General features: G+C 71.6%; 21 protein-coding genes, 3 tRNA genes and 1 pseudogene. 11 read left to right on the top strand and 14 right to left on the bottom strand.

Features of this window, described 5'->3' with window-relative positions:
• Nucleotides 1–336: 336 nt before the first annotated feature.
• Nucleotides 337–1188 carry a hypothetical protein gene (locus ACFW48_RS30825; protein ID WP_386320352.1) on the bottom strand — a complete coding sequence of 284 codons (852 nt, stop codon included), beginning with the start codon at nucleotides 1186–1188 and terminating at the stop codon, nucleotides 337–339.
• A 219-nt stretch (nucleotides 1189–1407) separates the two neighbouring features.
• Here ACFW48_RS30825 and ACFW48_RS30820 point away from each other — a divergent pair, with 219 nt between their 5' ends.
• Nucleotides 1408–2502, top strand: a complete 1095-nt coding sequence (locus tag ACFW48_RS30820) for a Leu/Phe/Val dehydrogenase (protein ID WP_386320350.1) — start codon at nucleotides 1408–1410, stop codon at nucleotides 2500–2502.
• A gap of 333 nt (nucleotides 2503–2835) precedes the next feature.
• Nucleotides 2836–3090, top strand: coding sequence for a DUF3073 domain-containing protein (locus tag ACFW48_RS30815; RefSeq protein WP_386320347.1), 255 nt, complete (start codon nucleotides 2836–2838; stop codon nucleotides 3088–3090).
• Between the two features lie 69 nt (nucleotides 3091–3159).
• On the opposite strand, the gene purM is transcribed toward ACFW48_RS30815, so the two are convergent.
• The 7 genes from purM to ACFW48_RS30780 form a co-directional block, all read right to left on the bottom strand.
• Complete coding sequence (gene purM, locus ACFW48_RS30810) at nucleotides 3160–4227, bottom strand: phosphoribosylformylglycinamidine cyclo-ligase (protein ID WP_386320345.1); 1068 nt, start codon at nucleotides 4225–4227, stop codon at nucleotides 3160–3162.
• Between the two features lie 51 nt (nucleotides 4228–4278).
• Entirely contained in the window at nucleotides 4279–5805 is a 1527-nt protein-coding gene (gene purF / locus ACFW48_RS30805; protein WP_386320343.1) for an amidophosphoribosyltransferase, read from the bottom strand.
• 62 nt (nucleotides 5806–5867) lie between these two features.
• The gene (locus tag ACFW48_RS30800) at nucleotides 5868–6719 is read right to left on the bottom strand and encodes an META domain-containing protein (RefSeq protein ID WP_386320341.1); all 852 of its coding nucleotides are present in this window, start codon (nucleotides 6717–6719) and stop codon (nucleotides 5868–5870) included.
• Nucleotides 6720–6785: 66 nt separating this feature from the next.
• On the bottom strand, nucleotides 6786–7583 hold the full coding sequence (locus tag ACFW48_RS30795) for a sterol carrier family protein (protein WP_386320339.1): 798 nt from the start codon (nucleotides 7581–7583) through the stop codon (nucleotides 6786–6788).
• 10 nt (nucleotides 7584–7593) lie between these two features.
• A complete protein-coding gene (locus tag ACFW48_RS30790) occupies nucleotides 7594–8850 on the bottom strand; it encodes a hypothetical protein (RefSeq protein ID WP_386320336.1) in 1257 nt (418 codons plus the stop codon).
• Nucleotides 8851–8916: 66 nt separating this feature from the next.
• Nucleotides 8917–9765 carry a M23 family metallopeptidase gene (locus ACFW48_RS30785; RefSeq protein ID WP_386320334.1) on the bottom strand — a complete coding sequence of 283 codons (849 nt, stop codon included), beginning with the start codon at nucleotides 9763–9765 and terminating at the stop codon, nucleotides 8917–8919.
• Nucleotides 9766–9820: 55 nt separating this feature from the next.
• Nucleotides 9821–10354: an ArsR/SmtB family transcription factor gene (locus ACFW48_RS30780; RefSeq protein ID WP_386320331.1), complete on the bottom strand. Its 534-nt coding sequence runs from the start codon at nucleotides 10352–10354 to the stop codon at nucleotides 9821–9823.
• A 127-nt stretch (nucleotides 10355–10481) separates the two neighbouring features.
• Here ACFW48_RS30780 and ACFW48_RS30775 point away from each other — a divergent pair, with 127 nt between their 5' ends.
• Complete coding sequence (locus ACFW48_RS30775) at nucleotides 10482–11057, top strand: Uma2 family endonuclease (RefSeq protein WP_386320329.1); 576 nt, start codon at nucleotides 10482–10484, stop codon at nucleotides 11055–11057.
• 57 nt (nucleotides 11058–11114) lie between these two features.
• Here ACFW48_RS30775 and purL read toward each other — a convergent pair whose 3' ends face one another.
• The 3 genes from purL to purS are packed head-to-tail and all read right to left on the bottom strand — an operon-like array spanning nucleotide 11115 to nucleotide 14319.
• Nucleotides 11115–13373: a phosphoribosylformylglycinamidine synthase subunit PurL gene (gene purL, locus ACFW48_RS30770; protein ID WP_386320326.1), complete on the bottom strand. Its 2259-nt coding sequence runs from the start codon at nucleotides 13371–13373 to the stop codon at nucleotides 11115–11117.
• The gene (gene purQ / locus ACFW48_RS30765) at nucleotides 13370–14050 is read right to left on the bottom strand and encodes a phosphoribosylformylglycinamidine synthase subunit PurQ (protein WP_386320323.1); all 681 of its coding nucleotides are present in this window, start codon (nucleotides 14048–14050) and stop codon (nucleotides 13370–13372) included. Before purQ ends, purL begins: the two co-directional genes overlap by 4 nt.
• Complete coding sequence (purS, locus tag ACFW48_RS30760; RefSeq protein ID WP_053133538.1) at nucleotides 14047–14319, bottom strand: phosphoribosylformylglycinamidine synthase subunit PurS; 273 nt, start codon at nucleotides 14317–14319, stop codon at nucleotides 14047–14049. The genes purQ and purS overlap by 4 nt, the downstream gene beginning before the upstream one ends.
• A 340-nt stretch (nucleotides 14320–14659) precedes the next feature.
• Between purS and ACFW48_RS30755 the strand changes: the two genes are divergently transcribed.
• The 8 genes from ACFW48_RS30755 to ACFW48_RS30720 all read left to right on the top strand — a co-directional run bounded on the left by ACFW48_RS30755 (nucleotide 14660) and on the right by ACFW48_RS30720 (nucleotide 19342).
• A complete protein-coding gene (locus ACFW48_RS30755; protein ID WP_310872538.1) occupies nucleotides 14660–14977 on the top strand; it encodes an Lsr2 family protein in 318 nt (105 codons plus the stop codon).
• Nucleotides 14978–15170: 193 nt separating this feature from the next.
• Nucleotides 15171–15242 (top strand) — tRNA-Gly (locus tag ACFW48_RS30750).
• Between the two features lie 80 nt (nucleotides 15243–15322).
• Nucleotides 15323–15395: transfer RNA gene (locus ACFW48_RS30745), tRNA-Gly, on the top strand.
• Between the two features lie 176 nt (nucleotides 15396–15571).
• Nucleotides 15572–16543, top strand: a complete 972-nt coding sequence (locus ACFW48_RS30740) for an ABC transporter ATP-binding protein (protein WP_386320320.1) — start codon at nucleotides 15572–15574, stop codon at nucleotides 16541–16543.
• The gene (locus tag ACFW48_RS30735) at nucleotides 16540–17355 is read left to right on the top strand and encodes an ABC transporter permease (protein ID WP_386320318.1); all 816 of its coding nucleotides are present in this window, start codon (nucleotides 16540–16542) and stop codon (nucleotides 17353–17355) included. The genes ACFW48_RS30740 and ACFW48_RS30735 overlap by 4 nt, the downstream gene beginning before the upstream one ends.
• Nucleotides 17356–17385: 30 nt before the next feature.
• Complete coding sequence (locus ACFW48_RS30730; RefSeq protein ID WP_386320316.1) at nucleotides 17386–18621, top strand: sensor histidine kinase; 1236 nt, start codon at nucleotides 17386–17388, stop codon at nucleotides 18619–18621.
• Nucleotides 18618–19232 (top strand): response regulator, encoded by a 615-nt coding sequence (locus ACFW48_RS30725; protein ID WP_386320314.1) that lies wholly within the window; start codon nucleotides 18618–18620, stop codon nucleotides 19230–19232. Before ACFW48_RS30730 ends, ACFW48_RS30725 begins: the two co-directional genes overlap by 4 nt.
• A 37-nt stretch (nucleotides 19233–19269) precedes the next feature.
• Nucleotides 19270–19342 (top strand) — tRNA-Gly (locus ACFW48_RS30720).
• Nucleotides 19343–19418: 76 nt separating this feature from the next.
• Here the strand turns inward: ACFW48_RS30720 and ACFW48_RS30715 are convergent.
• From ACFW48_RS30715 to ACFW48_RS30705, 3 genes and pseudogenes are all read right to left on the bottom strand, one after another.
• Nucleotides 19419–20327: a phosphoribosylaminoimidazolesuccinocarboxamide synthase gene (locus ACFW48_RS30715; RefSeq protein ID WP_386320311.1), complete on the bottom strand. Its 909-nt coding sequence runs from the start codon at nucleotides 20325–20327 to the stop codon at nucleotides 19419–19421.
• A 108-nt stretch (nucleotides 20328–20435) separates the two neighbouring features.
• Nucleotides 20436–21938, bottom strand: coding sequence for a N,N-dimethylformamidase beta subunit family domain-containing protein (locus ACFW48_RS30710; protein ID WP_386320310.1), 1503 nt, complete (start codon nucleotides 21936–21938; stop codon nucleotides 20436–20438).
• A gap of 1389 nt (nucleotides 21939–23327) precedes the next feature.
• Nucleotides 23328–24594, bottom strand: a pseudogene (locus tag ACFW48_RS30705) (hypothetical protein); the annotation flags it as partial.
• Nucleotides 24595–24813 lie beyond the last annotated feature (219 nt).

Below are 24813 nucleotides of genomic sequence, written 5' to 3'. Positions count from 1 at the left end.
ATGGACCATGCCATAGCGGACAGTCACGCCACTGTGACGATCAGTCACAGGGCGATCAGGGGTCACCAGACCCGTCATCAGACCCCCCAAAGCGTGCAATGCGGAGATTCCGCCCACAGTGCATCACGGCAGGACGGAAGGAGCCCTCCCCGGACTCCTTGTCCTATTTTGGCATGAGGAGGGGGAAGGGGCGCAAGAGTGATGTACGTGCGGTCCGTCACGCTTGACGCATACGCCCGGATCGGGACCTACGTCCCTTGTTGACAGAACATCAGCCCACACCGGACAAGTGTCGGATCGGAAGACGAAACCCCACATCGGGCGGTACGTCAAACGTCAGTTCGTCGACCGCCGGTCCCGGACCGCCCGCCAGCGCTGCACCAGCCGCCCGTACGCGGCCCCCGCCGTGGCCCCGTCGCCGTGCCGCAGCGCCTCGATGCCCTCGGCCACGTCCGCCGCGGAGTGGTCGCCCTCCAACTCACCGGCCGACAGGGCGTGCACGAGCCCGCCGTAGTCCAGCTCCACCAGGGAACGCGGGTGGAACTCCTCCAGCCAGCGCCCCACGTCCACCAGGCCGTCGATGAGCGGCCCCTCGTCCATGGCCTCCTTCAGCGCCCGCAGGCCCCGGGCCACCCGCCGGCGGGCCTGCACCATCGGCGTCCGGTAGCGCAGCACCGGTGCCGCCGCCCCTTCGCCGTCGCCGCCCTTGTCGTACTCCCGCTCCGCGTCGGAGACCAGCACGAACCAGTTGATCGGCACCTGCCAGGTCGCGGTGCGGATCCAGGGGCGGGCGTCCGGGTTGCGCTCCAGCCAGCGCTCGTAGTCCTGGGCACTCTCACGGCGTACGACCGGCGGGAGCAGGGCGTCCAGCACCGGTTCCGGGAAGTCCTCGGCCAGTTCGCCGAGCGCCTGCCAGCCGCGCAGCCGGGTCCGCCAGGGGCAGACGCAGACCACGCCGTCGACCTCGGTCACGAAGGCGTCGGCGCTCTCGTGCACCGGCACCGCCACGGGCGGGGTGGGCAGCAGGTCGGCCAGGGAGCGGCGCAGCTCGTCCTGGTAGGAGGGCAGGTCCGCGCGGCGGGCGTAACGGGACCAGTGGGCTCGCTCCGCCTCCGGGAAGGCGGCCAGCGGCTCGTACACGCGCAGATACGCGGCGTAGGGGACGATCACCGAGGACACCTTGGGCACGCCTGCTCCCTCCCCCGCGCACCGCCGCGAAAACCTGCGGGAACCGATCACAAACGCGCGGGAATCTCTGCAAATCGTCGCACGCCCGTACTCCGTGCGGAGGTGATCCTGAGCACTGTGCGGCGGGCGGGCACCGGCAGGCTCTAATCTCATGCCAAAGTCCCCGCCACCCGCACGGGGGCCGTCTCCACCCGCCGCACCTACACAGGAGTCACCACCGTGACCGACGTAACCGGCGCACCTGCTGATGTACTGCACACCCTGTTCCACTCGGAGCAGGGAGGTCATGAGCAAGTCGTGCTCTGCCAGGACCGTGCCAGCGGTCTCAAGGCCGTCATCGCCATCCACTCCACCGCCCTGGGCCCCGCGCTCGGCGGTACGCGCTTCTACCCGTACGCGAGCGAGGCGGACGCCGTCGCCGACGCGCTGAACCTCGCGCGCGGGATGTCGTACAAGAACGCCATGGCCGGCCTCGAGCACGGCGGCGGCAAGGCCGTGATCATCGGCGACCCGGGGCAGATCAAGTCCGAGGAGCTGCTCCTCGCCTACGGCCGGTGCGTCGCCTCGCTCGGCGGCCGGTACGTCACCGCCTGCGACGTCGGCACGTACGTCGCCGACATGGACGTCGTGGCACGCGAGTGCCGCTGGACGACCGGCCGCTCCCCCGAGAACGGCGGCGCCGGCGACTCCTCCGTGCTCACCGCCTTCGGCGTCTACCAGGGCATGCGCGCCTCCGCCCAGCACCTGTGGGGCGACCCGACGCTGCGCGGCAGGCGCATCGGCATCGCCGGCATCGGCAAGGTCGGCCACCACCTGGTCGACCACCTCGTGGCGGAGGGCGCCGAGGTCTTCGTGACGGACGTGCGCGAGGACGCCGTGCGGCGCGTCACCGAGCGGCACCGTGACGTGTCGGCCGTCCGGGACACCGAGGAACTGATCCGCGTCGAGGGCCTGGACATCTACGCCCCCTGCGCGCTGGGCGGCGCGCTGAACGACGACACCGTGCCGGTGCTGACCGCCAAGGTGGTGTGCGGCGCGGCCAACAACCAGCTCGCGCACCCGGGTGTGGAGAAGGACCTCGCCGACCGCGGGATCCTCTACGCGCCGGACTACGTGGTGAACGCCGGCGGTGTCATCCAGGTCGCCGACGAGCTGCACGGCTTCGACTTCGACCGGTGCAAGGCGAAGGCGTCGAGGATCTACGACACCACGCTGACCATATTCGCACGTGCGAAGGATGACGGCATTCCGCCGGCCGCGGCGGCCGACCGGATCGCCGAGCAGCGGATGGCGGAGGCACGTACCCGACGGTGATCGCGCGGTGATCCCGCGGTGATCGCGCGCTGGTCGGGGCGGGGTCTTCGCAGGTTTGACCGGTACCCGTCGGGGGGCAGTTAGAGAGAACTCTCACTTATCCCGGCGGGTCGACCGTCGAAAGGTGGTTAAAATCGCCGTTGACCAGCGAGGACGGGGCGCCTCGAAGGTCCTGGGCATGGCCACGTGCTGCGGGCGACGTACCGTATGGGCGTGGGCTCAGGTACCGTGGAAGCCCTACGGACCGGTCTCTCCGCGGAGAGCCCGTGCCGGACCATGAACGCGTGTCAAGACTCTGGGGCCGTCGAGCCCCGTCGTTGAGGGGGTCGAGCCATGGGGCGCGGCCGGGCCAAGGCCAAGCAGACGAAGGTCGCCCGCCAGCTGAAGTACAACAGCGGTGGGACTGATCTCTCCCGCCTGGCCGAGGAGCTGGGCGCATCGCCGTCGAATCCGCAACCGCCTAACGGCGAGCGATTCGAGGACGATGAGCAAGACGATGACGTGTACGCAAAGTACGCCGACCTCTATGAGGACGACGACGAGGACGAGGACGGCCAGTCCCCGTCTCAACAGCGACGCGGCGCTTGACCCTGCACTGAACACCTTCCCGGTCGGTGGCATCTGTCACCGACCGGGTTCTGTGCTACCCGCGGCGTCTCAGACGGCGTAGTCGCCCACCAGCGCCGCGCCCGTCTCGTGGTCGCCCCGGTCGGTGATCTCGCCGGCCACCCAGGCGTCCACGCCGCGGTCGGCCAGGGTCGCCAGGGCCACGTCCGTCGACTCCTCGGGGACGATGGCGATCATGCCCACGCCCATGTTGAGGGTCTTCTCCAGCTCCAGGCGCTCCACCCGGCCCGTCGTGCCGACGAGGTCGAAGATCGCGCCCGGGGCCCAGGCGGAGCGGTCGACGACGGCGTGCAGGCCGTCGGGGATCACGCGGGCCAGGTTGGCGGCGAGACCGCCACCGGTGACGTGGCTGAAGGCGTGGACCTCGGCGGTGCGCATGAGGGCCAGGCAGTCCAGGGAGTAGATCTTGGTGGGCTCCAGCAGCTCCTCGCCGAGGGTGCGGCCGAGGCCGTCGAGGTGCGCGTCCAGGGACAGGCCGCCCTCGTTCAGCAGGACGTGGCGGACGAGCGAGTACCCGTTCGAGTGAAGCCCGGAGGACGCCATGGCGATCACCGCGTCACCCTTACGGATGCGATCCGCGCCCAGCAGCCGGTCGGCCTCCACGACGCCCGTACCGGCGCCCGCGACGTCGAAGTCGTCCGCACCGAGCAGGCCCGGGTGCTCGGCCGTCTCGCCGCCCACCAGGGCGCACCCGGCGAGCACACAGCCCTCGGCGATGCCCTTGACGATCGCGGCGACGCGCTCGGGGTGGACCTTGCCGACGCAGATGTAGTCGGTCATGAAGAGCGGCTCGGCGCCGCACACCACGATGTCGTCCATGACCATGGCGACCAGGTCGTGGCCGATGGTGTCGTAGACGCCCAGCTGCCGGGCGATGTCGACCTTGGTGCCGACGCCGTCCGTGGCGGAGGCGAGCAGGGGACGCTCGTAGCGCTTGAGGGCGGAGGCGTCGAAGAGACCGGCGAAGCCGCCGAGGCCGCCGAGGACCTCGGGGCGCTGGGTCTTCTTCACCCACTCCTTCATCAGCTCGACGGCGCGGTCGCCCGCCTCGATGTCGACGCCGGCGGCTGCGTAGCTGGCACCAGTTGTGTCAGGCATGACGATGAGAACCTTCGTGTCGTACTGCAGGGAGGCCAGGGAGGCGGACGGCTACGGGCGACGGATGGCGTCGGTGGCGGCCGTACCGGCGGGCCCGGCGGCCAGCTCGGTCTCCAGGAGCTGCTTGCCGAGCAGCTCGGGGTCGGGAAGCTCCATCGGGTACTCGCCGTCGAAGCAGGCGCGGCACAGTTTCGGCTTGGCGATGGTGGTCGCCTCGATCATGCCGTCGATGGAGATGTACGCCAGGGAGTCGGCGCCCATGGAGGTGCCGATCTCCTCGACGCTCATGCCGTTGGCGATGAGCTCGGCGCGGGTGGCGAAGTCGATGCCGAAGAAGCAGGGCCACTTCACCGGCGGGGAGGAGATCCGGATGTGGATCTCGGCGGCGCCGGCCTCGCGGAGCATGCGGACCAGGGCCCGCTGGGTGTTGCCGCGGACGATGGAGTCGTCGACGACGACCAGCCGCTTGCCCTTGATGACTTCCTTCAAGGGGTTCAGCTTCAGGCGGATGCCGAGCTGGCGGATGGTCTGCGAGGGCTGGATGAAGGTGCGGCCGACGTAGGCGTTCTTCACCAGACCGGCGCCGAAGGGGATGCCGGAGGCCTCGGCGTAGCCGATCGCGGCGGGGGTGCCGGATTCGGGGGTCGCTATGACGAGGTCGGCCTCGGCGGGGGCCTCCTTCGCCAGCCTGCGGCCCATCTCGACGCGCGAGAGGTAGACGTTGCGGCCGGCGATGTCGGTGTCCGGGCGGGCCAGGTACACGTACTCGAAGACACAGCCCTTGGGCTTCGCTTCCGCGAATCGGGAAGTGCGCAGGCCGTTCTCGTCGATGGCGACGAACTCGCCCGGCTCGATCTCGCGGACGTAGGAGGCGCCGCAGATGTCGAGGGCGGCGGACTCGGAGGCGACCACCCAGCCGCGCTCGAGGCGGCCGAGGACCAGCGGGCGGATGCCCTGCGGGTCGCGGGCGGCGTAGAGGGTGTGCTCGTCCATGAAGACCAGGCTGAAGGCGCCGCGCACCTCGGGCAGCACCTTGCCGGCCGCCTCCTCGATGGTCAGCGGCTTGCCGTCGTCGTCCACCTGGCCCGCGAGCAGGGCGGTGACCAGGTCGGTGTCGTTGGTCGCCGCGACCCGCGTCGAGCGGCCGTCCTGCTTGGGCAGGTCGGCGACCAGCTCGGCGAGCTGGGCGGTGTTGACGAGGTTGCCGTTGTGCCCGAGCGCGATGGAGCCCTGCGCGGTGGCACGGAACGTCGGCTGGGCGTTCTCCCACACGGAGGCGCCGGTGGTCGAGTAGCGGGCGTGACCGACCGCGATGTGACCCTGGAGCGAACCGAGAGAGGTCTCGTCGAAGACCTGGGAAACCAGCCCCATGTCCTTGAAGACGAGGATCTGGGAGCCGTTGCTGACCGCGATTCCCGCGGATTCCTGGCCCCGATGCTGGAGGGCGTAGAGCCCGAAGTACGTGAGCTTTGCGACCTCTTCACCCGGGGCCCAGACACCGAAGACGCCGCAAGCGTCCTGGGGGCCCTTCTCGCCGGGAAGCAGATCGTGATTGAGTCGACCGTCACCACGTGGCACGTCTTCGAGTGTAGGCGAGATCGACCACTGGTCCGAATTGGTGACATGGGCTCACGCGTGGGTCACTGTTCGGCGACTGCTCGGACGGTGGTGCCGTCTTCGCTGGTCAGCGTCAGGGTTTCTTGATCGATCCGATAGTCGACCCGGCCGTCGAAGAGGCGCAGTATCCGCTTCTCGGCGTCCATGAGTGAGCCTTCGCACACCATTCGGGTGGTGGACGGAGCGCCGAGGGTGATATGTCCGTCGCTGACGGTGGCCTCGGCGTTGACGCGGTTGCAGGGGAGGCGGCCGGAGACGGTCTTCGCGTCGCGGTCGAAGGTGAGGTGGGCGCTGCCCTTGTGGTCGGCGTCCTTCTTATCCGCGTCCTTCTGGTCCGCGTCGTTCTGGTCCGCGTCCTTCTGGCCCGGGGTGGTGACGGTCCACTTCGTGCCGTACAGGGGTGCGTCCGGCTGCCTGCTGAGCCGGACGGTGTCCCCGTCGGCGGTGGTGAGGGTCAGCCGTTCGCCCTCGGTCTTCGTGGTGAGCGGGCCGGTGGTGAGGGTGCGGCCGAGGGACTTCTCGAAGTCGATGGGCGTCTTCTCGCAGGCCTTCTCGGTGAACATGGCGTCGCTGAGCCGGACGCGCTGACCGTCGATGTCGGCGCGGGCGCTGAAGGTGTTGCAGCCGGTGCTGCCCGCCACCTCGCCGCTGTCGTCGATCCGGACCCGCGCCGCGTCCGGCGCCTGGCGGGTGGTGCCGTCCACAGTGACGCTGTCGATGCTCCACTGGACGCCGGTGAGGGGCTTGCCCGCGCCGACGGAGCCGCTGCCGCCATCGGCCTTCTCGCTGCCGCAGGCCGCCGCGAGCGGCACGAGCGCGGCGACTGCCGCCACGGTCAGGGTCATGCTGCGCTGCTGCTGCTTCTGCCTGTACATGCCCATTCGACGGAGGTGCGGAGGAACTGGTTCCCCTCTGTCTGTTCACCTTCGTCGCCCCCTGCGTCACCTGAGCAGCGGCAGCAGCTCTCCGAGGTCGGCCCGCTCCCCGCTCGCGCTCACCTTCGCCCCGGCCACGGCGTCCTCCCAGGCCAGCCGCCCGGTGGCCAGCCGTACCCAGGTCAGCGGGTCGGTCTCGACGACGTTGGGCGGGGTGCCACGGGTGTGCCGGGGACCCTCGACGCACTGCACGACGGCGTACGGCGGGATCCGCACCTCCGTCGAGCCGCCGGGTGCCTTCGCGGCGAGCGCGTCGGCCAGCAGCCGGGTCGCGGCGGCCAGGGCCTGCCGGTCGTACGACACGTCGAGGCCGGGCACGGCGGCGTTCAGGTCGTCGGTGTGGACGACCAGCTCGACGGTGCGGGTGACGACGTAGTCGGCCAGCGGCAGCACGCCCGCGTTGGTGGGCAGCAGCCGACTGCCGGGGTGGGCGTCGAGGCGGTCGGTGAAGCGCCGCTCGACCTCGGCGAGGTGGGCGTCGGGGTCGGGATGCTCGGCCGCTAGGCGCCGGGCGGTTCCGGCGATGGCGTCCGCGTCGGCGGCGATCGCGAACGGCCAGTCGAGCAGGTGCCCGTCCTGCCGCGTCGGCTCGGGCTCGCCGAGCAGCCGGTCCACCACCGTCAACGCTGTTCCGATGTGCGCGACCAGCTCCCGTACGGTCCAGTCGCCGAGCCGTGTCGGCAGGGCGAGCTGCCCGGGGGTGAGGGTGCGGACGGCCGCCCGTACGTTTCCGAACTGGGCCAGCACGGCGGTGCGGGTCCGGGCGGGGTCGTAGGCGCGGGCGCGTTTCCTGGCAGGCGGCATGGCGGCGAGCCTAGGGCCTGTCCTCTCCGGCGCGGAACGTGACGCTCTCGGGAAACACCAGGTCCGTGCAGTGCCGGCGGTTCGTCACGTCGTCGACGTAGGCGCGGAAGACCTGCTCCATCCGCGGGGCCATGATGCTGTGGTAGCCCAGGGAGACGGTCATGGTGTGGATCTGCGGCTTCCCGTCGCAGACGGAGGACGCCCACCAGATCGGGTCCTCGGCGCTGCGTCCGGCCCGGCCGGGTGTCGCGGGCTCGGGTTCCTCGCGCGGGTTGGTGCTGGTGAGCAGGAGGGTCTTCGCCTCCTCGCCGGCGTAGGTGTGCAGAGAGACGAACCACCGGCCGGGGCGCTCCGGGCGGCTGACGCGGTGCTCGCTCCCCTCGGCCAGGTAGAGGGCGCTCGCCCGGCTCTCGCTGAGTACGAGGCCGCACCGCTGGTCCCACAGCCGGTCGTCCGTGCGGCTCTCGACGACCTGGTCCGGGAACCCCTCCCGGCGGGCGAAGCCGGCCTTGCCGTACCAGGCGCAGGTGCCCTCGGCGCCCGCCGCCGGGACCGGCCCCTCGGGCAGCGCGGGGACGTTCTCCGGCGGGTCGGGCAGCCGGTCGGCACAGCCCAGCCGGTCGGCGAGGTTGTTGGCGGTGATCACGGCCGTCTCGGCGAGGATGTCGCGGTCGTCCGCGCTGAGCTGACCGCCGACGGTGAACCGCCGCCCGGGGTTCTGCAGCGAGGCCCGCGCCCACAGGGCCTTCACCTGCCGTCCGTTCAGCCTGCCCTCGGCGCACGGGAGCTGGACGACGACGTCGGATTCCGTGACCCATCCCGCGATGTCTCCGCCGAGGGGCTGGTCGGGGTGGGTGGGACCGCCGAAGCTGTCGACGAGGTCCTCCAGCGGGCCGTCGGCGATCACGGGGCGGTCGGCCGGCAGCACCCCCACCGCGCCCGTGAAGAACCACCGCCCGCCCGTCTCCTCGCCGTCCTTCTCGCCGGCCTCGGTGCTGAAGATCTCGCAGTCCTGCGCGGACCCGGCGCCGAGGCCACCGTCGATCTCGATCACGCCCTCGTCGGCCTCGCGGTGGGTGATCCGGCCGCCGGCCGGGGAGAGCGCCAGCACCCGCCCGGCCGGGACGAGTCCCGCGCAGGCCTCGTCGATCTGCCGCCGGCCGTCCCACACCTGCCATGTCTCGCGGCCGCTCCAGCCGATCGCCACGACGGCGCCCAGGCACAGCAGGACGTTCACGGACTTGCGCACACCGTCTGGAACCCGCACCGCTCCCCCGTATCCCCGTTCCGCGGCTTCCGGCGGCTCCACCGGCTCCGCGACCGCCCGACGAAGCTAACAGCCGCGGTGGGAGGCGTGGTCCGCCGGTTCGGGTACGTCGAAGACCTCGCCGCCTCGCGGGACGCCGATCCCTCGCCAGGTGAAGGGGACGCCCCGGGCGGTGTCCGGGTCGGGGCCGTCCATCAGCTGGAAGTGGACGTGCGGCTCGGAGGAGTTGCCGGAGTTGCCGCACCGGGCCAGCAGCGCGCCGGCGCGCACCCGGTCGCCCTCGCGCACGGCGAAGGAACCGCGCCGCACATGGGCGTACATCGCGTACGTGCCGTCGCCGAGGTCCAGCACCAGATGGTTGCCGACGATCCGGCGGACCCCGCCCATCTCGCGGACCGAGCCCTCCACGAGCATCAGGTACAGCAGCGCGAGCAGCGAGTTGCGGCTCAGGTGGTCGCGCTGGGTGTCGTCGGTCCGGACGACCGTGCCGTCGGCGACCGCGAGCAGCGGGGCACCGAACGCCGGGAAGTCACGACTGCGGCGGGCGATCGGCCACAGGACGCGAAAGCCGGGACGGGCGCCGGGCTCCGGCTCGGCGACGAGGTCCACGGCGAAGGTCTGGCCGTAGGCGTGGGTGCCGTGGCTGGGAGTGCGGTCGGCGGGGCTGTTCAGCGCGGACCAGCGGCCGGTGACGGGCGGGTCGACCTCGACGGTTTCACGGGCGACGCGCGGGGCGTCCGGAGCGCCGCCGCCCCACCGGTTGATGACGGTGATGAGGACGTAGGCAAGGACGAGCGGCAGGCAGTTCCACCACCACGGATACCCGAAATCGAAGATGACGTGGGCGGAGACCAGGGCTATGAAGCCCAGTTGCAGCGCCCGGAAGGTGTTCATGGCTAGCTTGCGTGCGGTCATGGTTCCCCCTTGATCGGACCTTGATCGGGCTTTGATCGGTCCTTGGTCAGCCTGGTCACCCGCGGGCCGCCGACAGCACCACCAGCAGTGGTACGACCCGCCCCGGCGGCACCTCGTGGCGGCCCCGGCCGGTGGTGTGCAGCCAGCCGGCGCCGGTGAGCTGGCGGAGGTGGTGGTAGATCTGGCCGGTCGTGCCCACCTCGTCCAGCTCGGCCAGCTCCGCGGCGGTGCGCCGGCCGCCGAGGATCTCGCGCAGCAGCCGCAGGCGTACGGGGTGACCGAGCGCGGCGAACACCTCGGCGGACTCGGACCAGTCGGCCTCCAGCAGCCCCTCGGTCAGGGCGCCCTGCTGCCATTCGTACCGCTCACCGGCCGGCAGGCGGACGGCGCCGGTGAACAGGACGCCCCCGTCGGCGGCCGGCATCTCGGCGAGCTGCTCCTTCAACCCTTCGAGGGCCCAGAACTCGCCCTCTCCGAGGTGGGGCGCGGGCCGGTCGGCGGCTTCCAGGGCGGCCAGGCGCCGTTCGAGGTCGGCTACGCGTTGTTCCAGTTGCTCCACTTCTTTGAGATTACGTAAGTACGTAATCATGCGCAAGAGGGAATGCGGCCATGAGGGCAGTCACCCGTGCGTGTGTCCGGCCGGGGAAAGCCGTCACCCGAGCGCCCACCCCTGGCGACACTTGTTTTCACCTGGAAGGGGGTGCAGCACGACGGTGATGGCCGAGCACACGTCTCAGATATTGGTGGAGGAGTTCGAAACAATCGCCTCCGCCGCTCCTGAGACCGTCATGTTGGAGTTCATCGACGGACGGATCGGAGTCAGGAAGGCGACGGACGGGGACCACGGCACCATCGTGTCCTGGCTGGCCAAACGCTGTATGCGGGCCCGGCCCGACCTGGATCTGTGCCCGGCACAAGGCCTGCGGGTCGACGCGTACCGGCAGAGCAGAGCCCGGCCGGACGCCGTCCTCGCGCCCGAGGCCCACTTCGCGGGTCACGGCGCATGGGCCGACCCGGCCGGAGCGCTCATGGTCGTCGAGGTCACCTCGTACGACGCGGACACAGACCGGCGGGTCCGGCACGAAATGCCGACCGCGTACGGGGAGTCGGGGATCCCCGTGTACCTCTTGATCGACAGGGACTCCCGCACGGTCACTGTGCGCAGCAGCCCCGACCGGCAAGTCGGCGGCTACCGCGTCGCCCACGTCGCGAAGTTCGGCGAGACGGTGGCGCTCCCCGACCCGTTGGGCATCGAACTCGACACGGAGATCCTCAAGAACTACGTGCGCTGAAACGACGAGGTCCCGCCCAAAACCGGACGGGACCTCAGTCTTCCAGGGGCCGTGCGCCTACGCGAGCAGCGCCGGGATCGTGCTCTCGTGGGCCTCGCGCAGCTCGGCCAGGGGCAGCGAGAACTCGCCCTGGACCTCCACCGCGTCGCCGTCCACGACACCGATGCGGGTGGCCGGCAGGCCCCGCGCACCGCACATGTCGTTGAAGCGCAGCTCCTCCGAGCGCGGGACGGCGACGACCGCGCGGCCCGCCGACTCCGAGAACAGGAAGGTGAAGGCGTCGAGCCCGTCCGGTACGACCAGACGCGCGCCCTTGCCGCCGAGCAGCGCCGACTCGACGACCGCCTGGACCAGACCGCCGTCGGACAGGTCGTGCGCGGAGTCGATCATGCCGTCGCGGGAAGCGGAGATCAGGATCTCGCCGAGCAGGCGCTCACGCTCCAGGTCGACCTTCGGGGGCAGGCCGCCGAGGTGGTCGTGGATCACCTGGGACCAGGCCGAGCCGCCGAACTCCTCACGGGTGTCGCCGAGGAGGTAGAGCAGCTGGCCCTCCTCCTGGAAGGCGACCGGCGTGCGGCGGGCCACGTCGTCGATCACACCGAGGACCGCGACCACCGGGGTCGGGTGGATGGCCGCCTCGCCCGTCTGGTTGTAGAGCGAGACGTTGCCGCCGGTCACCGGGGTGCCCAGCTGAAGGCAGCCGTCCGCCAGACCGCGCACGGCCTCCGCGAACTGCCACATGACCGCCGGGTCCTCGGGCGAGCCGAAGTTCAGGCAGTCGGAGACGGCGAGCGGCTTGGCGCCGGTCGTCGCCACGTTGCGGTAGGCCTCAGCGAGGGCCAGCTGCGCGCCCGTGTACGGGTCGAGCTTGGCGTACCGGCCGTTGCCGTCGGTCGCGATGGCGACGCCGAGGCCGGACTCCTCGTCCACGCGGATCATGCCCGAGTCCTCGGGCTGGGCGAGGACGGTGTTGCCCTGCACGAAGTGGTCGTACTGCTGGGTGATCCACTGCTTGGACGCCTGGTTGGGCGAACCGACCAGCTTCAGGACCTGGTCCTTGAGCTGCTCGCCCGTCTGAGGCCGGGGCAGCTTGTTCGCGTCGTCGGCCTGGAGGGCGTCCTGCCACTCGGGGCGGGCGTAGGGACGCTCGTAGACCGGGCCGTCGTGGGCGACCGTGCGCGGGTCGACGTCGACGATCTTGCCGCCGTGCCAGTAGATCTCGAGGCGGTCGCCGTCGGTGACCTCACCGATGACGGTGGCGATGACGTCCCACTTGTCGCAGATCTCCAGGAACCGGTCGACCTTCTCCGGCTCCACGACCGCGCACATGCGCTCCTGCGACTCGCTCATGAGGATTTCCTCGGGCGAGAGCGTCGAGTCGCGCAGCGGTACGTCGTCCAGGGTGACGCGCATGCCGCCGGAGCCGTTGGACGCCAGCTCGGACGTGGCGCAGGACAGGCCCGCCGCGCCGAGGTCCTGGATGCCGACGACCAGCTTCTCCTTGAACGCCTCCAGGGTGCACTCGATGAGGAGCTTCTCCTGGAAGGGGTCGCCGACCTGGACGGCGGGGCGCTTCGACGGCTTCGCGTCGTCGAAGGTCTCGGAGGCCAGGATCGAGGCGCCGCCGATGCCGTCGCCGCCCGTGCGGGCGCCGTAGAGGATGACCTTGTTGCCCGCGCCGGATGCCTTGGCGAGGTGGATGTCCTCGTGCCGCATGACGCCGATGGCACCGGCGTTGACCAGCGGGTTGCCCTGGTAGCAGGCGTCGAAGACGACCTCGCCGCCGATGTTGGGCAGGCCCAGGCAGTTGCCGTAGCCGCCGATGCCGGCGACGACGCCGGGCAGGACGCGCTTGGTGTCGGGGTGGTCGGCGGCGCCGAAGCGGAGGGGGTCCACGACGGCCACCGGGCGGGCACCCATCGCGATGATGTCGCGGACGATGCCGCCGACGCCGGTGGCCGCGCCCTGGTAGGGCTCGACGTACGAAGGGTGGTTGTGCGACTCGACCTTGAAGGTGACCGCGTAGCCCTGGCCGACGTCGACGACACCGGCGTTCTCGCCGATGCCGACGAGCATCGCGTCGGACTCGGGGGCCTTCTCGCCGAACTGGCGCAGGTGGACCTTGCTGCTCTTGTACGAGCAGTGCTCGGACCACATGACGGAGTACATGGCCAGCTCAGCCCCGGTGGGGCGGCGGCCGAGGATCTCCACGACCCTCTCGTACTCGTCCTTCTTCAGGCCCAGCTCGGCCCAGGGCAGCTCGACGTCGGGGGTCGCGGTCGCGTGCTCGACCGTGTCCAGAGGCGTCCGGCTCATGCGTTGACCAGCTTCTTGAGGATCGAGGTGAAGAACGGGAGGCCGTCGGTGCGGCCACTGCCGATCAGCGGCTCGACGGCGTGCTCGGGGTGCGGCATGAGGCCGACGACGTTCCCGGCGGTGTTGGTGATGCCGGCGATGTCGTTGAGCGAGCCGTTGGGGTTCATGTCCAGGTAGCGGAACGCGACCCGGCCCTCCGCCTCCAGCTCGTCCAGCGTGCGCTGGTCGGCGACGTAGCGGCCGTCCATGTTCTTCAGCGGGATGTGGATCTCCTGGCCGGCGGTGTAGTCGCTGGTCCAGGAGGTGCCCGCGTTCTCCACCCGCAGCTTCTGGTCGCGGCAGATGAAGTGCAGGTGGTCGTTGCCCAGCATGCCGCCCGGCAGCAGGTGCGCCTCGGTGAGGATCTGGAAGCCGTTGCAGATGCCGAGCACCGGCAGCCCGGCCTTCGCCTGCTCGATGACGGTGTCCATCACCGGCGAGAAGCGGGCGATCGCGCCGGCGCGCAGGTAGTCGCCGTAAGAGAAACCACCGCAGAGCACCACGGCGTCGACCTGCTTGAGGTCCTTGTCCTTGTGCCAGAGAGCCACGGGTTCCGCACCGGCGACGCGGATCGCGCGCCGCGTGTCCCGGTCGTCGAGACTGCCGGGGAAAGTGACGACGCCAATACGAGCGGTCACTTCACTGCCCCCGCGACTACGTCGTCGGACTCGACCTTGACGGTGAAGTCCTCGATCACGGTGTTGGCGAGGAAGGATTCCGCAAGATCATGGATGCGGGCGAGGGCGGCGTCGTCGACCGGCCCGTCCACTTCCAGTTCGAATCGCTTTCCCTGACGTACGTCCGAGATCCCCTCGAAACCCAGCCGCGGCAGTGCGCGCTGCACCGCCTGGCCCTGGGGGTCGAGGATCTCCGGCTTGAGCATGACGTCGACTACGACGCGTGCCACTGGCACTCCCGGTGTGTGGTGCTGAGCAGGTTCCTTCAGACTACCCGTACAAAATTTCTACGCGCGTAGCCTTGGAGGAAACTACGTGAGCCCTGTCACGATTCGGCATCGGGAGGAGGTGCTCACGAAAAGCTTCGGGAAAGATCCCGGATCAGGCATGGACGCCTATTGCGCGACGGACACGCGGAGAGATTTAGTCGGGCTTCCCATTGCAATGCCGGGCACTGTACAAATGAAATGTCATTAGCCGATACTTTGCCCAATTACAGGCGAACAGTCGGCATCATCGCGGTGCCTTGGCACGTCATCGCGGAGATGCCGCACGAAGGGACCGATATTCGTGGCGCAGCGTGTCGTGGTCACTCTCTTTGACGACATCGACGGCTCGGAAGCGGCGGAGACGATCGCCTTCGGTGTCGACGGCCGGATGTACGAGATCGACCTGAACGAAGCCAATGCCCGAAAGCTGCGCAAGGCTCTCGAGCCGTTCGTGTCGGCCGGCCGCAAGCGGTCACGGTCCGGCAAGGCGTACCGGCAGACGGAGGTCGCCCCCGACCCGGCGGCGGTCCGGGCCTGGGCGCAGGCGAACAAGATGGACGTGCCCGCGCGCGGCCGGATCCCGAAGAAGGTGTACGAGGCGTTCGCCGCGGCACAGTGAGCCGTGCGCGGTGAGCGGTGAGCGGTGAGCGGTGCGGGATGAGCCGTGCGCGATGGGAGCTGCTCCTGGCAGGAGCGGCCGACGGCCGCTCAGCCGCCCCTCGCGGCAACCGACTTGCGCAGCACCCCGGGTGATCAGCTAAAGTCTGGAGCACGCCGAGGGGCGAGGCCGAAAGGCCCAGCTCACGGAACACGCGGGTGTAGTTCAGTAGTAGAACATCCCCCTTCCAGGGGGAAGGCGCAGTGTGCAATTCCTGTCACCCGCTCTGCATCGCCGTACCGATCACTCGATTTGATCAGGTAGGCTGGTGCTCGCACCGATCGGTGAAGGCCGGTCGGGGGCAATGCGGACGTAGCTCAGTTGGTAGAGCGCAACCTTGCCAAGGTTGAGGTCGCGAGTTCGAGCCTCGTCGTCCGCTCGGGAATCAGACCCCGGTCCTCCAAGGACCGGGGTCTTTTCGTGCGCCCGGAGCCCGGCGCCCGGAGTCCGGAGTCCGGGCCAGGGGGGACCGGGCGGCCTCCGTCTGACATTTGTCATGCCCGGTGATGACGAGCCGCACTGTCGTACGGCCCGGGAGACCGGAATGCTTGAGGCATGCAATCAAACGGACACGAACACGTGATTGAGGTCACCGACCTGCGACGTGTGTACGGGGGCGGGTTCGAGGCCGTGCGCGGAATCGACTTCTCCGTGCGCCGCGGAGAGGTCTTCGCCCTCCTCGGCACCAACGGCGCCGGCAAGACATCGACGGTCGAGCTCCTGGAGGGCCTCGCCGCTCCGGCCGGCGGCCGGGTGCGCGTCCTCGGGCACGACCCGTACACCGAGCGGGCCGCCATACGCCCCCGCACCGGGGTGATGCTCCAGGAGGGCGGCTTCCCGTCCGAGCTGACCGTCGCGGAGACCGCGCGGATGTGGGCGGGCTGTGTGAGCGGGGCCCGCCCTCCGGCGGAGGTGCTGGCGATGGTCGGCCTGGAGTCCAAGGCCGGCACCCGCGTGAAGCAGCTGTCCGGGGGCCAGCGGCGCCGCCTGGACCTGGCGCTCGCGCTGCTCGGCGACCCCGAGGTGCTCTTCCTCGACGAGCCCAGCACCGGGCTGGACGCCGAAGGCCGCCGGGACACCTGGGAGTTGGTGAGCGCGCTGCGCGACGGCGGTACGACGGTGCTGCTGACCACGCACTACCTGGAGGAGGCCGAGAACCTCGCCGACCGGCTCGCGATCATGCACGAGGGCCGGATCGCCGCCACCGGGACCCCGGCCGAGGTGACCGCCGCGCAGCCGTCCCGGATCTCCTTCGAGCTGCCCGACGGCTACTTCGTCGGCGACCTGCCGCCGCTCGGCGAGCTGGGCGTCAGCGGTCACGAGGCCGACGGCCGGATGGTCAGGCTGCGCACCCACGAACTGCAGCGCGCCGCCACCGGACTGCTGGTGTGGGCCGGACAGGCCGGAGTGGAGCTGCGCCGCCTGGACGTGCGGTCGGCGTCCCTGGAGGAGGCGTTCCTGGGGATCGCGAAGGAGGCGTCCGCGAGGACGGCCGAGGGGACCACGACGAAGGAGTACGCGGCATGAGCGCCACGACCACCAAGCACCCCGCGGCGCGCGCCACGAACGCCCCGGTCACCACACCGATGGGGCGCATGACCGCCCTCGCCCGTGCCGAGATGACCCTGCTCGGGCGGAACAAGGGCACCCTCTTCGCCGCGCTGTTCGTGCCGCTGGTGCTGCCGCTCAGCGTCTGGTCGGCGTCCAAGGAGATGGATCTCGCCGAGGCCGGACTGACCACCGGGACGCTCGTCCTGCCCGCCGCGATCGGCTTCTCCCTGCTGTTCGCCGTCTACTCGGCCCTCGTCGGCGTCTTCGTCGTCCGGCGCGAGGAACTCGTCCTCAAGCGACTGCGCACCGGTGAGCTGCGGGACGTCGAGATCCTGAGCGGCTCCGCGATGCCGGCCGTCCTCAGCGGCCTCGTGCAGAGCCTGCTCCTGGCGGCGGGCTGCTTCGTGCTGCTCGACCTGTCCGCGCCGTCCGCGCCCCATCTGGCCGTCCTCGGTCTGCTGCTCGGCCTGGTGATGTGCGCCGCGCTCGCGGCCGTCACCGCGAGCTTCACCCGGACCGGTGAGAGTGCGCAGGTCACGCCGCTGCCGTTCATGTTCGTCTCGATGTTCGGCTCCGGCATGTTCGTGCCGCTGGAGGTGCTCCCCGACCGGCTGGCCTCCTTCTGCGAGCTGCTGCCGCTGACACCCGTCATCACCCTGGTGCGCGGTGGCTGGACCGGCGACCTGTCGGCCTACGAGGCGCTGGGCTCCGTGGCGACGGCGGTGGCCTGGACCGTGGTGGCGGTGTTTGCTGTACGGCGGTGGTTCCGCTGGGAGCCGCGGCACTGAGGTACGGGGCGAGTGGGAGCAGTGGGTCGGATGCGCAGGCCGGGCGGATGGTGGCGGCGGAAGAGCACGCCGGAGAAGGTGGAGACGTACACCCGGTGGTCGTTCCACTTCTTCGGCGTCATCGAGGTCGTCGCGCTCGGGGTGAGTGCCTACGGCCGGGCGGGAGCCGGGCTCGCCACCGCACTGTGCCTGCTGGTCACCGTGCATGCCGCCGTCTGCATGCTGGTCTCGTCCCGGGCACTGGACTGGACGCTCGGGCGACGGCCGCAGCCCGTGCGGCTGGTGTGGGGCCTCGCCGTGGTCACGGCCGCGATCGCGATCGCGGCGGTCGGGATCGCGGAGCGCGGGCCGGGCGGCGAGGTGGACACCGCGGCCGGCTCGGTCTACGGGGGCGTCATGTGCTTCGGCGCCGGCGTCATCACGCTCGGGCTGCGCGACCGCCGGCGCGTGGTCGCCGTCGTCGGCGGCTTCGCGCTGGGCTCCGGCGTCATCACGTTCCCGCTGGGCATGCCGGCCCTCGCCTCGGTCGTACTGGCGGGCATGGTGCTGGTGGCCGGCGGGTTCCTCGCCTTCACCTCGATCTTCTCCGTCTGGCTGCTCAACGCGGTCTACACGCTCGACGGCGCCAAGGAGACCCGCACCCGGCTCGCGGTCGCCGAGGAACGGCTGCGGTTCGGCCGGGACCTGCACGACGTGATGGGCCGGAACCTGGCGGTGATCGCGCTCAAGAGCGAACTGGCCGTCCAGCTGTCCCGGCGCGGCCGGCCCGAAGCGGTGGAGCAGATGATCGAGGTGCAGCGCATCGCCCAGGAGTCGCAGCGGGAGGTCCGGGACGTCGTGCGCGGCTACCGGGAGGTCGCCCTGGAGGTCGAACTGGCCGGCGCCCGGGGTGTGCTCTCGGCGGCCGGCATCGTCTCGGAGGTCACCGGCGAGACGGCCGGACTGCCCGCCGAGGTCCAGTCGGCACTCGGCTGGGTGGTGCGGGAGGCGACGACGAACGTGCTGCGGCACGGCAACGCGGAGAAGTGCGCCGTGACGGTGCGGATTTCGGAGGGGCGGGTAGTGCTGACGGTGGAGAACGACGGGGTGGCGGAGGCGGCCGGGGAAGAGCCCTCGGGTGGGTCCGGGCTCGCCGGGCTGCGGGAGCGGCTGTCCGCCGTGGACGGCACGCTGGACGCCGGTCGGGTCGGCAAGGGCGTGTTCCGGCTCACGGCCCAGGTGCCGCTGCCGGTGGCCGGTTCCGCAGTGCTGGAGGCCGCGTCGTGACGACCCCCGTACGGGTGCTGCTCGCCGACGACGAGCACCTCATCCGCGGGGCGCTGGCGGCCCTGCTGTCCCTGGAGGACGACCTGGTCGTGGTCGCCGAGGCGGCCACCGGGCCGGAGGCGCTGGCGATGGCACGGGCGCACGCGCCGGACGTCGCCGTGCTGGATCTCCAGATGCCCGGCGCGGACGGTGTGAAGGTCGCCACATCCCTGCGGACCGAGCTGCCCGCCTGCCGGGTGCTGATCGTGACCAGTCACGGACGGCCCGGCCACCTGAAGCGGGCGCTCGCGGCGGGAGTGCGCGGGTTCGTCCCCAAGACGGTCAGCGCCCAGCGGCTCGCCGAGCTGATCCGCGCGGTGCACGCCGGAAACCGCTACGTCGACCCGGAGTTGGCCGCCGACGCGATCTCCGCCGGGGACTCGCCGCTGACCGCGCGTGAGGCGGAGGTGCTGGAGCACGCCGCCGACGGGGCGCCCGTCGCGGAGATCGCCGAGCGCGCCGCGCTCGCGGAGGGGACCGTACGGAACTATCTGTCGTCGGCCGCGAGCAAGCTCGGCGCCGAGAACCGGCACGCGGCGGTGCGGCTCGCACGGGAGCGGGGTTGGGTATAGTGGCTGTCGCGCCACGGCGAAGTCCACGGCGCGCAGTGCGAACGTAGCTCAGTTGGTAGAGCGCAACCTTGCCAAGGTTGAGGTCGCGAGTTCGAACCTCGTCGTTCGCTCAGTGTGAGGAAGCCCCCGGTTCCGGCCGGGGGCTTTCTCGTGTCCGCGGTGCGGCGGCTACGGCTGCTACGGCGGCTACGACCAGCTCAGGCCGGTCAGGCGCTCATACGCCTCCACGTACTTGGCTCGGGTCGCGTCCACGACCCGCTGCGGCAGCGGCGGCGGGGGCTGCTCGCTCTTCCGGTCCCAGCCGGACTCCGCCGAGGTCAGCCAGTCCCGGACGAACTGCTTGTCGTACGACGGCTGCGCGCGGCCCGGCTGCCACTGGTCGGCCGGCCAGAAGCGGGAGGAGTCCGGGGTGAGGACCTCGTCGCCGAGGACGAGGTCGTCGCCGCTCTCGCCCGCGAAGCCGAACTCGAACTTGGTGTCCGCCAGGACGACGCCGCGGTCGCGGGCGATGTTCCGGGCGCGGGAGTAGACGGCGAGGGTGGCCTGGCGCAGGGCGGCCGCGGTGTCCGCGCCGACCTGGCGGGCGACCTCCTCGTAGGAGACGTTCTCGTCGTGCTCGCCGACCTCGGCCTTGGTGGCCGGGGTGAAGATCGGGGCGGGCAGCTCCGAGCCGTCGACGAGGCCTTCGGGGAGGGCGAGGCCGCAGACGGTGCGGGTCTGCCGGTACTCGGCCAGCCCGGAGCCGGTGAGGTAGCCGCGGGCCACGCACTCCACGGGGACCATCCGCAGGGACTTGCAGACCAACGCGCGGCCCTCCCAGTCGGCGGGGGCGCCGGGGGGCAGCTCGGTGCTCAGGACGTGGTTCGGGACCAGGTCGGCGAGCTGGTCGAACCACCACAGGGAGAGCTGGGTGAGGACCCGGCCCTTGTCGGGGATCTCGGTCGGCAGCACCCAGTCGTAGGCGGAGATGCGGTCGCTGGCGACCATCACGAGGTCGCCCGCCTCGTTCTGGTACAGCTCGCGCACCTTGCCGGTGTGCAGATGCACCAGACCCGGAACCTGGATCGGCTCGGGCTTTTCAACGAATCCGGACACGGTTCCTCCCCGTGGTTCTGTCCAATGCTCCGATTGTCCCGTACGGGTGGGTGATCGGGGACGGCGGGTCGGTCCGGGGGTGGAGCGGGGTCTGGGCCCGGGTGCGGGTCAGTCCCGTTTGCAGATGCGGTCCAGGAGGTTGGCGGTGGCCCGCTGGACACGGGGGTCGACGTGGCCCGGGCGGTCCAGCGCCGGCGACCAGGCGAACGTCCCGGACGCGAAGACCCAGGCGCCCGACGGCGCCCGGTACAGCGACGTCTCCTGGTGGCGCCGGGTGTTCTCGACGTCGGTGTACGGGCTGTGCGCGAGCAGGACCCGCTCGTCGTGCTCGGGGAGCGCGGTGCGCGGGAAGTAGCGGTCGGCCTCGCCCGCGACCAGGTCCTCGATCTCGTCGCCCTCGTGCGCTCCGGTGGCCTCCCAGAGCCAGTGCCCGGCGTTGCGGACGATCATCGGGTGCGGTTCGGGGACGCGGCCGGCGTACTGGATGCCGAGCAGTTGCTGTTCGGCGCGGTCGACCTCCCGCCACAGCACCGGCCGGCCCGGGCCCCGGCGCTTGCGGCAGGTCAGCAGGCGGTCGGGGGCGCCGGACGGGGAGGGGGCCAGCTCCACCTGCCAGTACATGGTGTTGGCGGAGAGGAAGACCAGGGACGTGCCGTGCTCGCGGGCGAGTTCCGCGGTGCGGCGCATGGGGACGGACCAGTACTCGTCGTGCCCGGGGAAGACCAGGCCCCGGTAGCGGGTGGGGTCGACGCGGCCGGAGTGCAGGTCACGGGCGTCGGCGTAGGCGAGGTCGTAGCCGTAGCGCTCGGCGAAGCGGATGAAGTCGTAGGCGTGGCCGACGTGGAGGGGCAGGCCGGCGCCCGCGTACGGGCGGTCGAAGGAGACGGTCGTCGCGGCGTCCGCCTCGCCCAGCAGCCGGCCCTCCTCGTCCCAGGCGTGGTAGAGGCTGGCGCCGGTGCGGCCGTCCTCCGGGTAGAGGTTGTACGCCTGCCAGGTGATGTCCGGCAGCAGGAGGAGCAGGTCGGCCGGGTGGCTGTCGCGGACCGTGAAGGGCACGTGGGAGCGGTAGCCGTCGGCGGTGGTGAGGACGGCTACGTATGCGCCGATGTTCCAGTACGACGGGATCTGGAGCCGCCAGGACAGCCACCAGTGGTGGCAGGAGACCGTGCGGTCGGCGGTGAGCGGCGGGGGCTGGACGATGCCGGACAGGCGGGGGCTGGTGGTGATCTTGGCGGCGCCGTCACCGCCGTAGTGGCCGATCCGGTAGACGTCGACGCTGAACTCCTGGGGCGGGTCGACGGTGATGTGGAAGTCGATGGCCTCGCCGGGGGCGGCGGCTCCGGTGGCGGTGAAGCCCTTGATCTGGCGGCGGACGTCGTCGGCGGCGCGCGGGCCGCCGCGGTCGGTGCGCTGCCCTCGGGTCTTCGTGCCGGACCCGCCGTCCGGGTCCGGTACGGCGTCCTGGTCCGCGTACCAGGCGACGACCTGGCCGGTGTCGCCGAAGTACGTCTCGCCGCCGCGCAACCAGGGGACGGGCCCCTGTCCGAAGGGATCCGTCACGGCATGCGCGAGTGCTCCCGACTCCCAGCGGCGGATCTGTTCGGGCCCCATGGGACAGTCCCCTCCCTCGTGCCCCCGTGGTCGTGCGTATGACGAACGCCTTTGCCATGTGCGCGATCGGTCCCAGCACATCACATTTCGCGCGCGTGCTGTCACTGTTCGTTGCGAAGTGGCCCAAAGTGGAATCGGTGGTTCCGCTTCGGCGTTCCGCCACGGCAGCCGGTGGGGCGGGTCAGACCAGGCGCACCGGCTTTTCCGGGCGTATGCCGAGCTCGGTCATCCAGACGCGCAGGGGGCCCGGGTCGCCCGTCTCGACGAGGCTGCGGACGTGGGGGGCCAGGTCCACGGCGCGGGCGCCGTCGACCAGGAGGGACGGTCCGTCGAGCCAGTCGAGGCCGGGGGTCGCGCCTGCGGTGTCCATCGCCGCGCAGCACACCATCGCGGTGATGTGGGCGGTGAGGATCTCGCGGCCGGTGCGCGGGGGCTGCAGGGGGAAGAGGGGCAGTGCGCGGTCGTCCCAGAGGGCGGTGTCGGGGCCGACCGGCGCCGGGGCTCCCTGGGCGGGGGACTGGGCCCCGGTCGGCTGCGCCTCCGCCTCCTCGCGGGCCAGCTGGGCACTGAGCCCTGCCGCCAGGGCGGCGCCGCGGGCCGTGGTGCCGGCCAGGTCGTCATCGTCATCGTCGGCGTCGGCGTCGGCGTCGGCAGCGGAGGAGACGGCGGCGGAGGCGGCGGAGGCGGCGGAGGCGGAGGCGGCGGAGGCGGCGGAGGCGGAGGCGGCGGAGGCGGCGGAGGCGGAGGCGGAGGCGGCGGAGGCGGAGGCGGCGGAGGCGGAGGCGGCGGAGGCGGAGGCGGCGGAGGCCGTGGCGGCACGGTGGTCCGGGTGGTGGCCGCCGGGAGTGTTCCCGTCGCCGTGGGTGCCGAGGTGGGCGTCGTGGGCGTCGTACACGTCGTGCCCAGCGTGGGCGGTGTGGACGTCGTGCCCAGCGTGGGCGGTGTGGACGTCGTGCCCAGCGTGGGCGGTGTGGACGTCGTGCCCAGCGTGGACGTCGTGCCTGTCGTGGGCGGCGTGCGCGCCATGGTCGCTGTACGGCGGATACGCGGTGGCCTCGGCGCCGGTCTCGGGCTCAGCGTCGGTGCCGGGCTCGGTCACCGGTCCGGTGCCGGGCTCGGTCACCGGTCCGGTGCCGGTGCCTGGCTCGATCACCGGTCCGGTGTCAGTGCGGGGCTGGGGGGTCGCCGTCCCGGGTCCGGCGCCGGTGCCGGGCTGGGGGGTCGCCGTCCCGGGTCCGGCGCCGGTGCCGGTGCCGGGCTCGGTCACCGGTCCGGGGCCGGTGTCGGAGTCCGTGTCGGGCTCGGTCGCCGGTCCGGGGCCGGGGCCCGGCCCGGTGTCGGTCGTGGCTGTCGTGTTGCGCGGAGTGGAGGGGGCGTCGGGGGGCGGGGCGGGGGTTGTCGTGAGGTGGTCCAGGACGCGGGCCAGGGTCGGGCCGTCCGTGCCCGGTGTCGCGCCGTCCGCGGTGCGGCGGACGCCCAGGGTGTCCAGGACGCGGTGGAGACGCGCCGCGTCCGTGCGCCAGGTCCGGTCGACGACCTCCTCGGGATACTCGTCCCAAGCCACCGGCGCCCAGTCCGGGCCGGTCTCGGCCGGCCCGCCGTGGAAGAGGCGCGCGGCGAGGAGGGAGACCGCCTCGTCCATCACCCCTGGCTCCTCCAGCAGGTCGCAGGCCGGACGCTCGCCCAGGCGGGAGGCGAAGCCCTCGGCCAGGCGGTCGCGGCGGGACAGCTCCGTGAGCGCGGCGACCACGCCCACGTCCAGCCGGGAGGGCCAGCGGCCCATCCGCCAGGCGGGCAGCGCCACCCGGGTCAGCAGCCGGTCCCAGCCCGCGTAGGCGAGCCCGACCTGCTCCTGCGCGACGATCCGCAGACCGTAGTCCACAGCCTGTGCACGCTCGGCGGCCGCGGCCGCGACCCCGCGCTCCATCTGTGCCGCGTGGACGCGGCAGCTGCGCAGCAGGAGCCGGGACACCCAGCCGAGGCCCGCGCACGCCGCCCGGGAGAGCGGGCCGCGCCCGCCCGACGAGGCCACCGCCACCGCGGCGTCCAGGCCCCGTATGAAGCGGCGGGCCGCGGCTATGTCGGGGTGCGCCGAGGGACCCGCACCGGCGACGACCGGGGCGAGGACGGCACGCAGTTCGCCCACGCGCATCCACCACAGGAAAGGCGAGCCGATGACGAGGACGGGCGCGGCGGCGGTCCGGCGGTGGGCGGGTCCGCCGATGCCGGCCACGTCGTCGTGTTCCTCCACGGGCGGCGGACCGTGGGCCGGGTGGGTACGGTCCTCCAGCCAGCTGTCGCAGTCCGGCGTGAGCGCTATCGCGGAGGGGGCGGGGACGTCGAGCCGGTCGGCCAGGTCGCGCACCATCCGGTAGAGGTCCGGCGCCGACTCCTCGGCGATCGTGACCGTCGGGGTCACGGCGGGCCGGGAGCGGGCGACGACGAGGGCGACTGCGGCGGCGGCCGCCAGTGCGAGAAGCGCGAGCGCCGACACCGCCCAGCGGGCTGTGTCCCAGCCCCCGCCCACGAGGTGCCCGGTGGTGCCGCCCACGAGCAGGATCACGGCGGCCGCAGCGGGCAACAGGGCGACGGCCAGCGCCCGGCTGCGGACGCGCAGCACGGCCAGCGCCCGGGAGCGCGCCGCCTGCGCGCCCATCTCCACACCACCGGTACTGGTCACGGCCGGACCTCACCCCCTCCTTGCTGCCCTGGACTTTGCTGCTCTCCGGCTCTTGCTCACTCCCCCACTGTGGCACCCGCCACTGACATCGCAATGCCGGTGGGCCAAGTGCCGGAATGCCTGCGCGGCACCATAGTTGGGGCCTCCGGGCCCGTCAGCCGTATGGCGTATCGGTCACTCGATGGAATGGCTTTG

This window comes from Streptomyces sp. NPDC058812 (assembly GCF_042744565.1).
GTDB classification, from domain to species: Bacteria; Actinomycetota; Actinomycetes; order Streptomycetales; family Streptomycetaceae; genus Streptomyces; species Streptomyces thinghirensis.
Note: the sequence above shows the minus strand (reverse complement) of the source record. Positions and strands in the feature narration are given on the sequence as shown.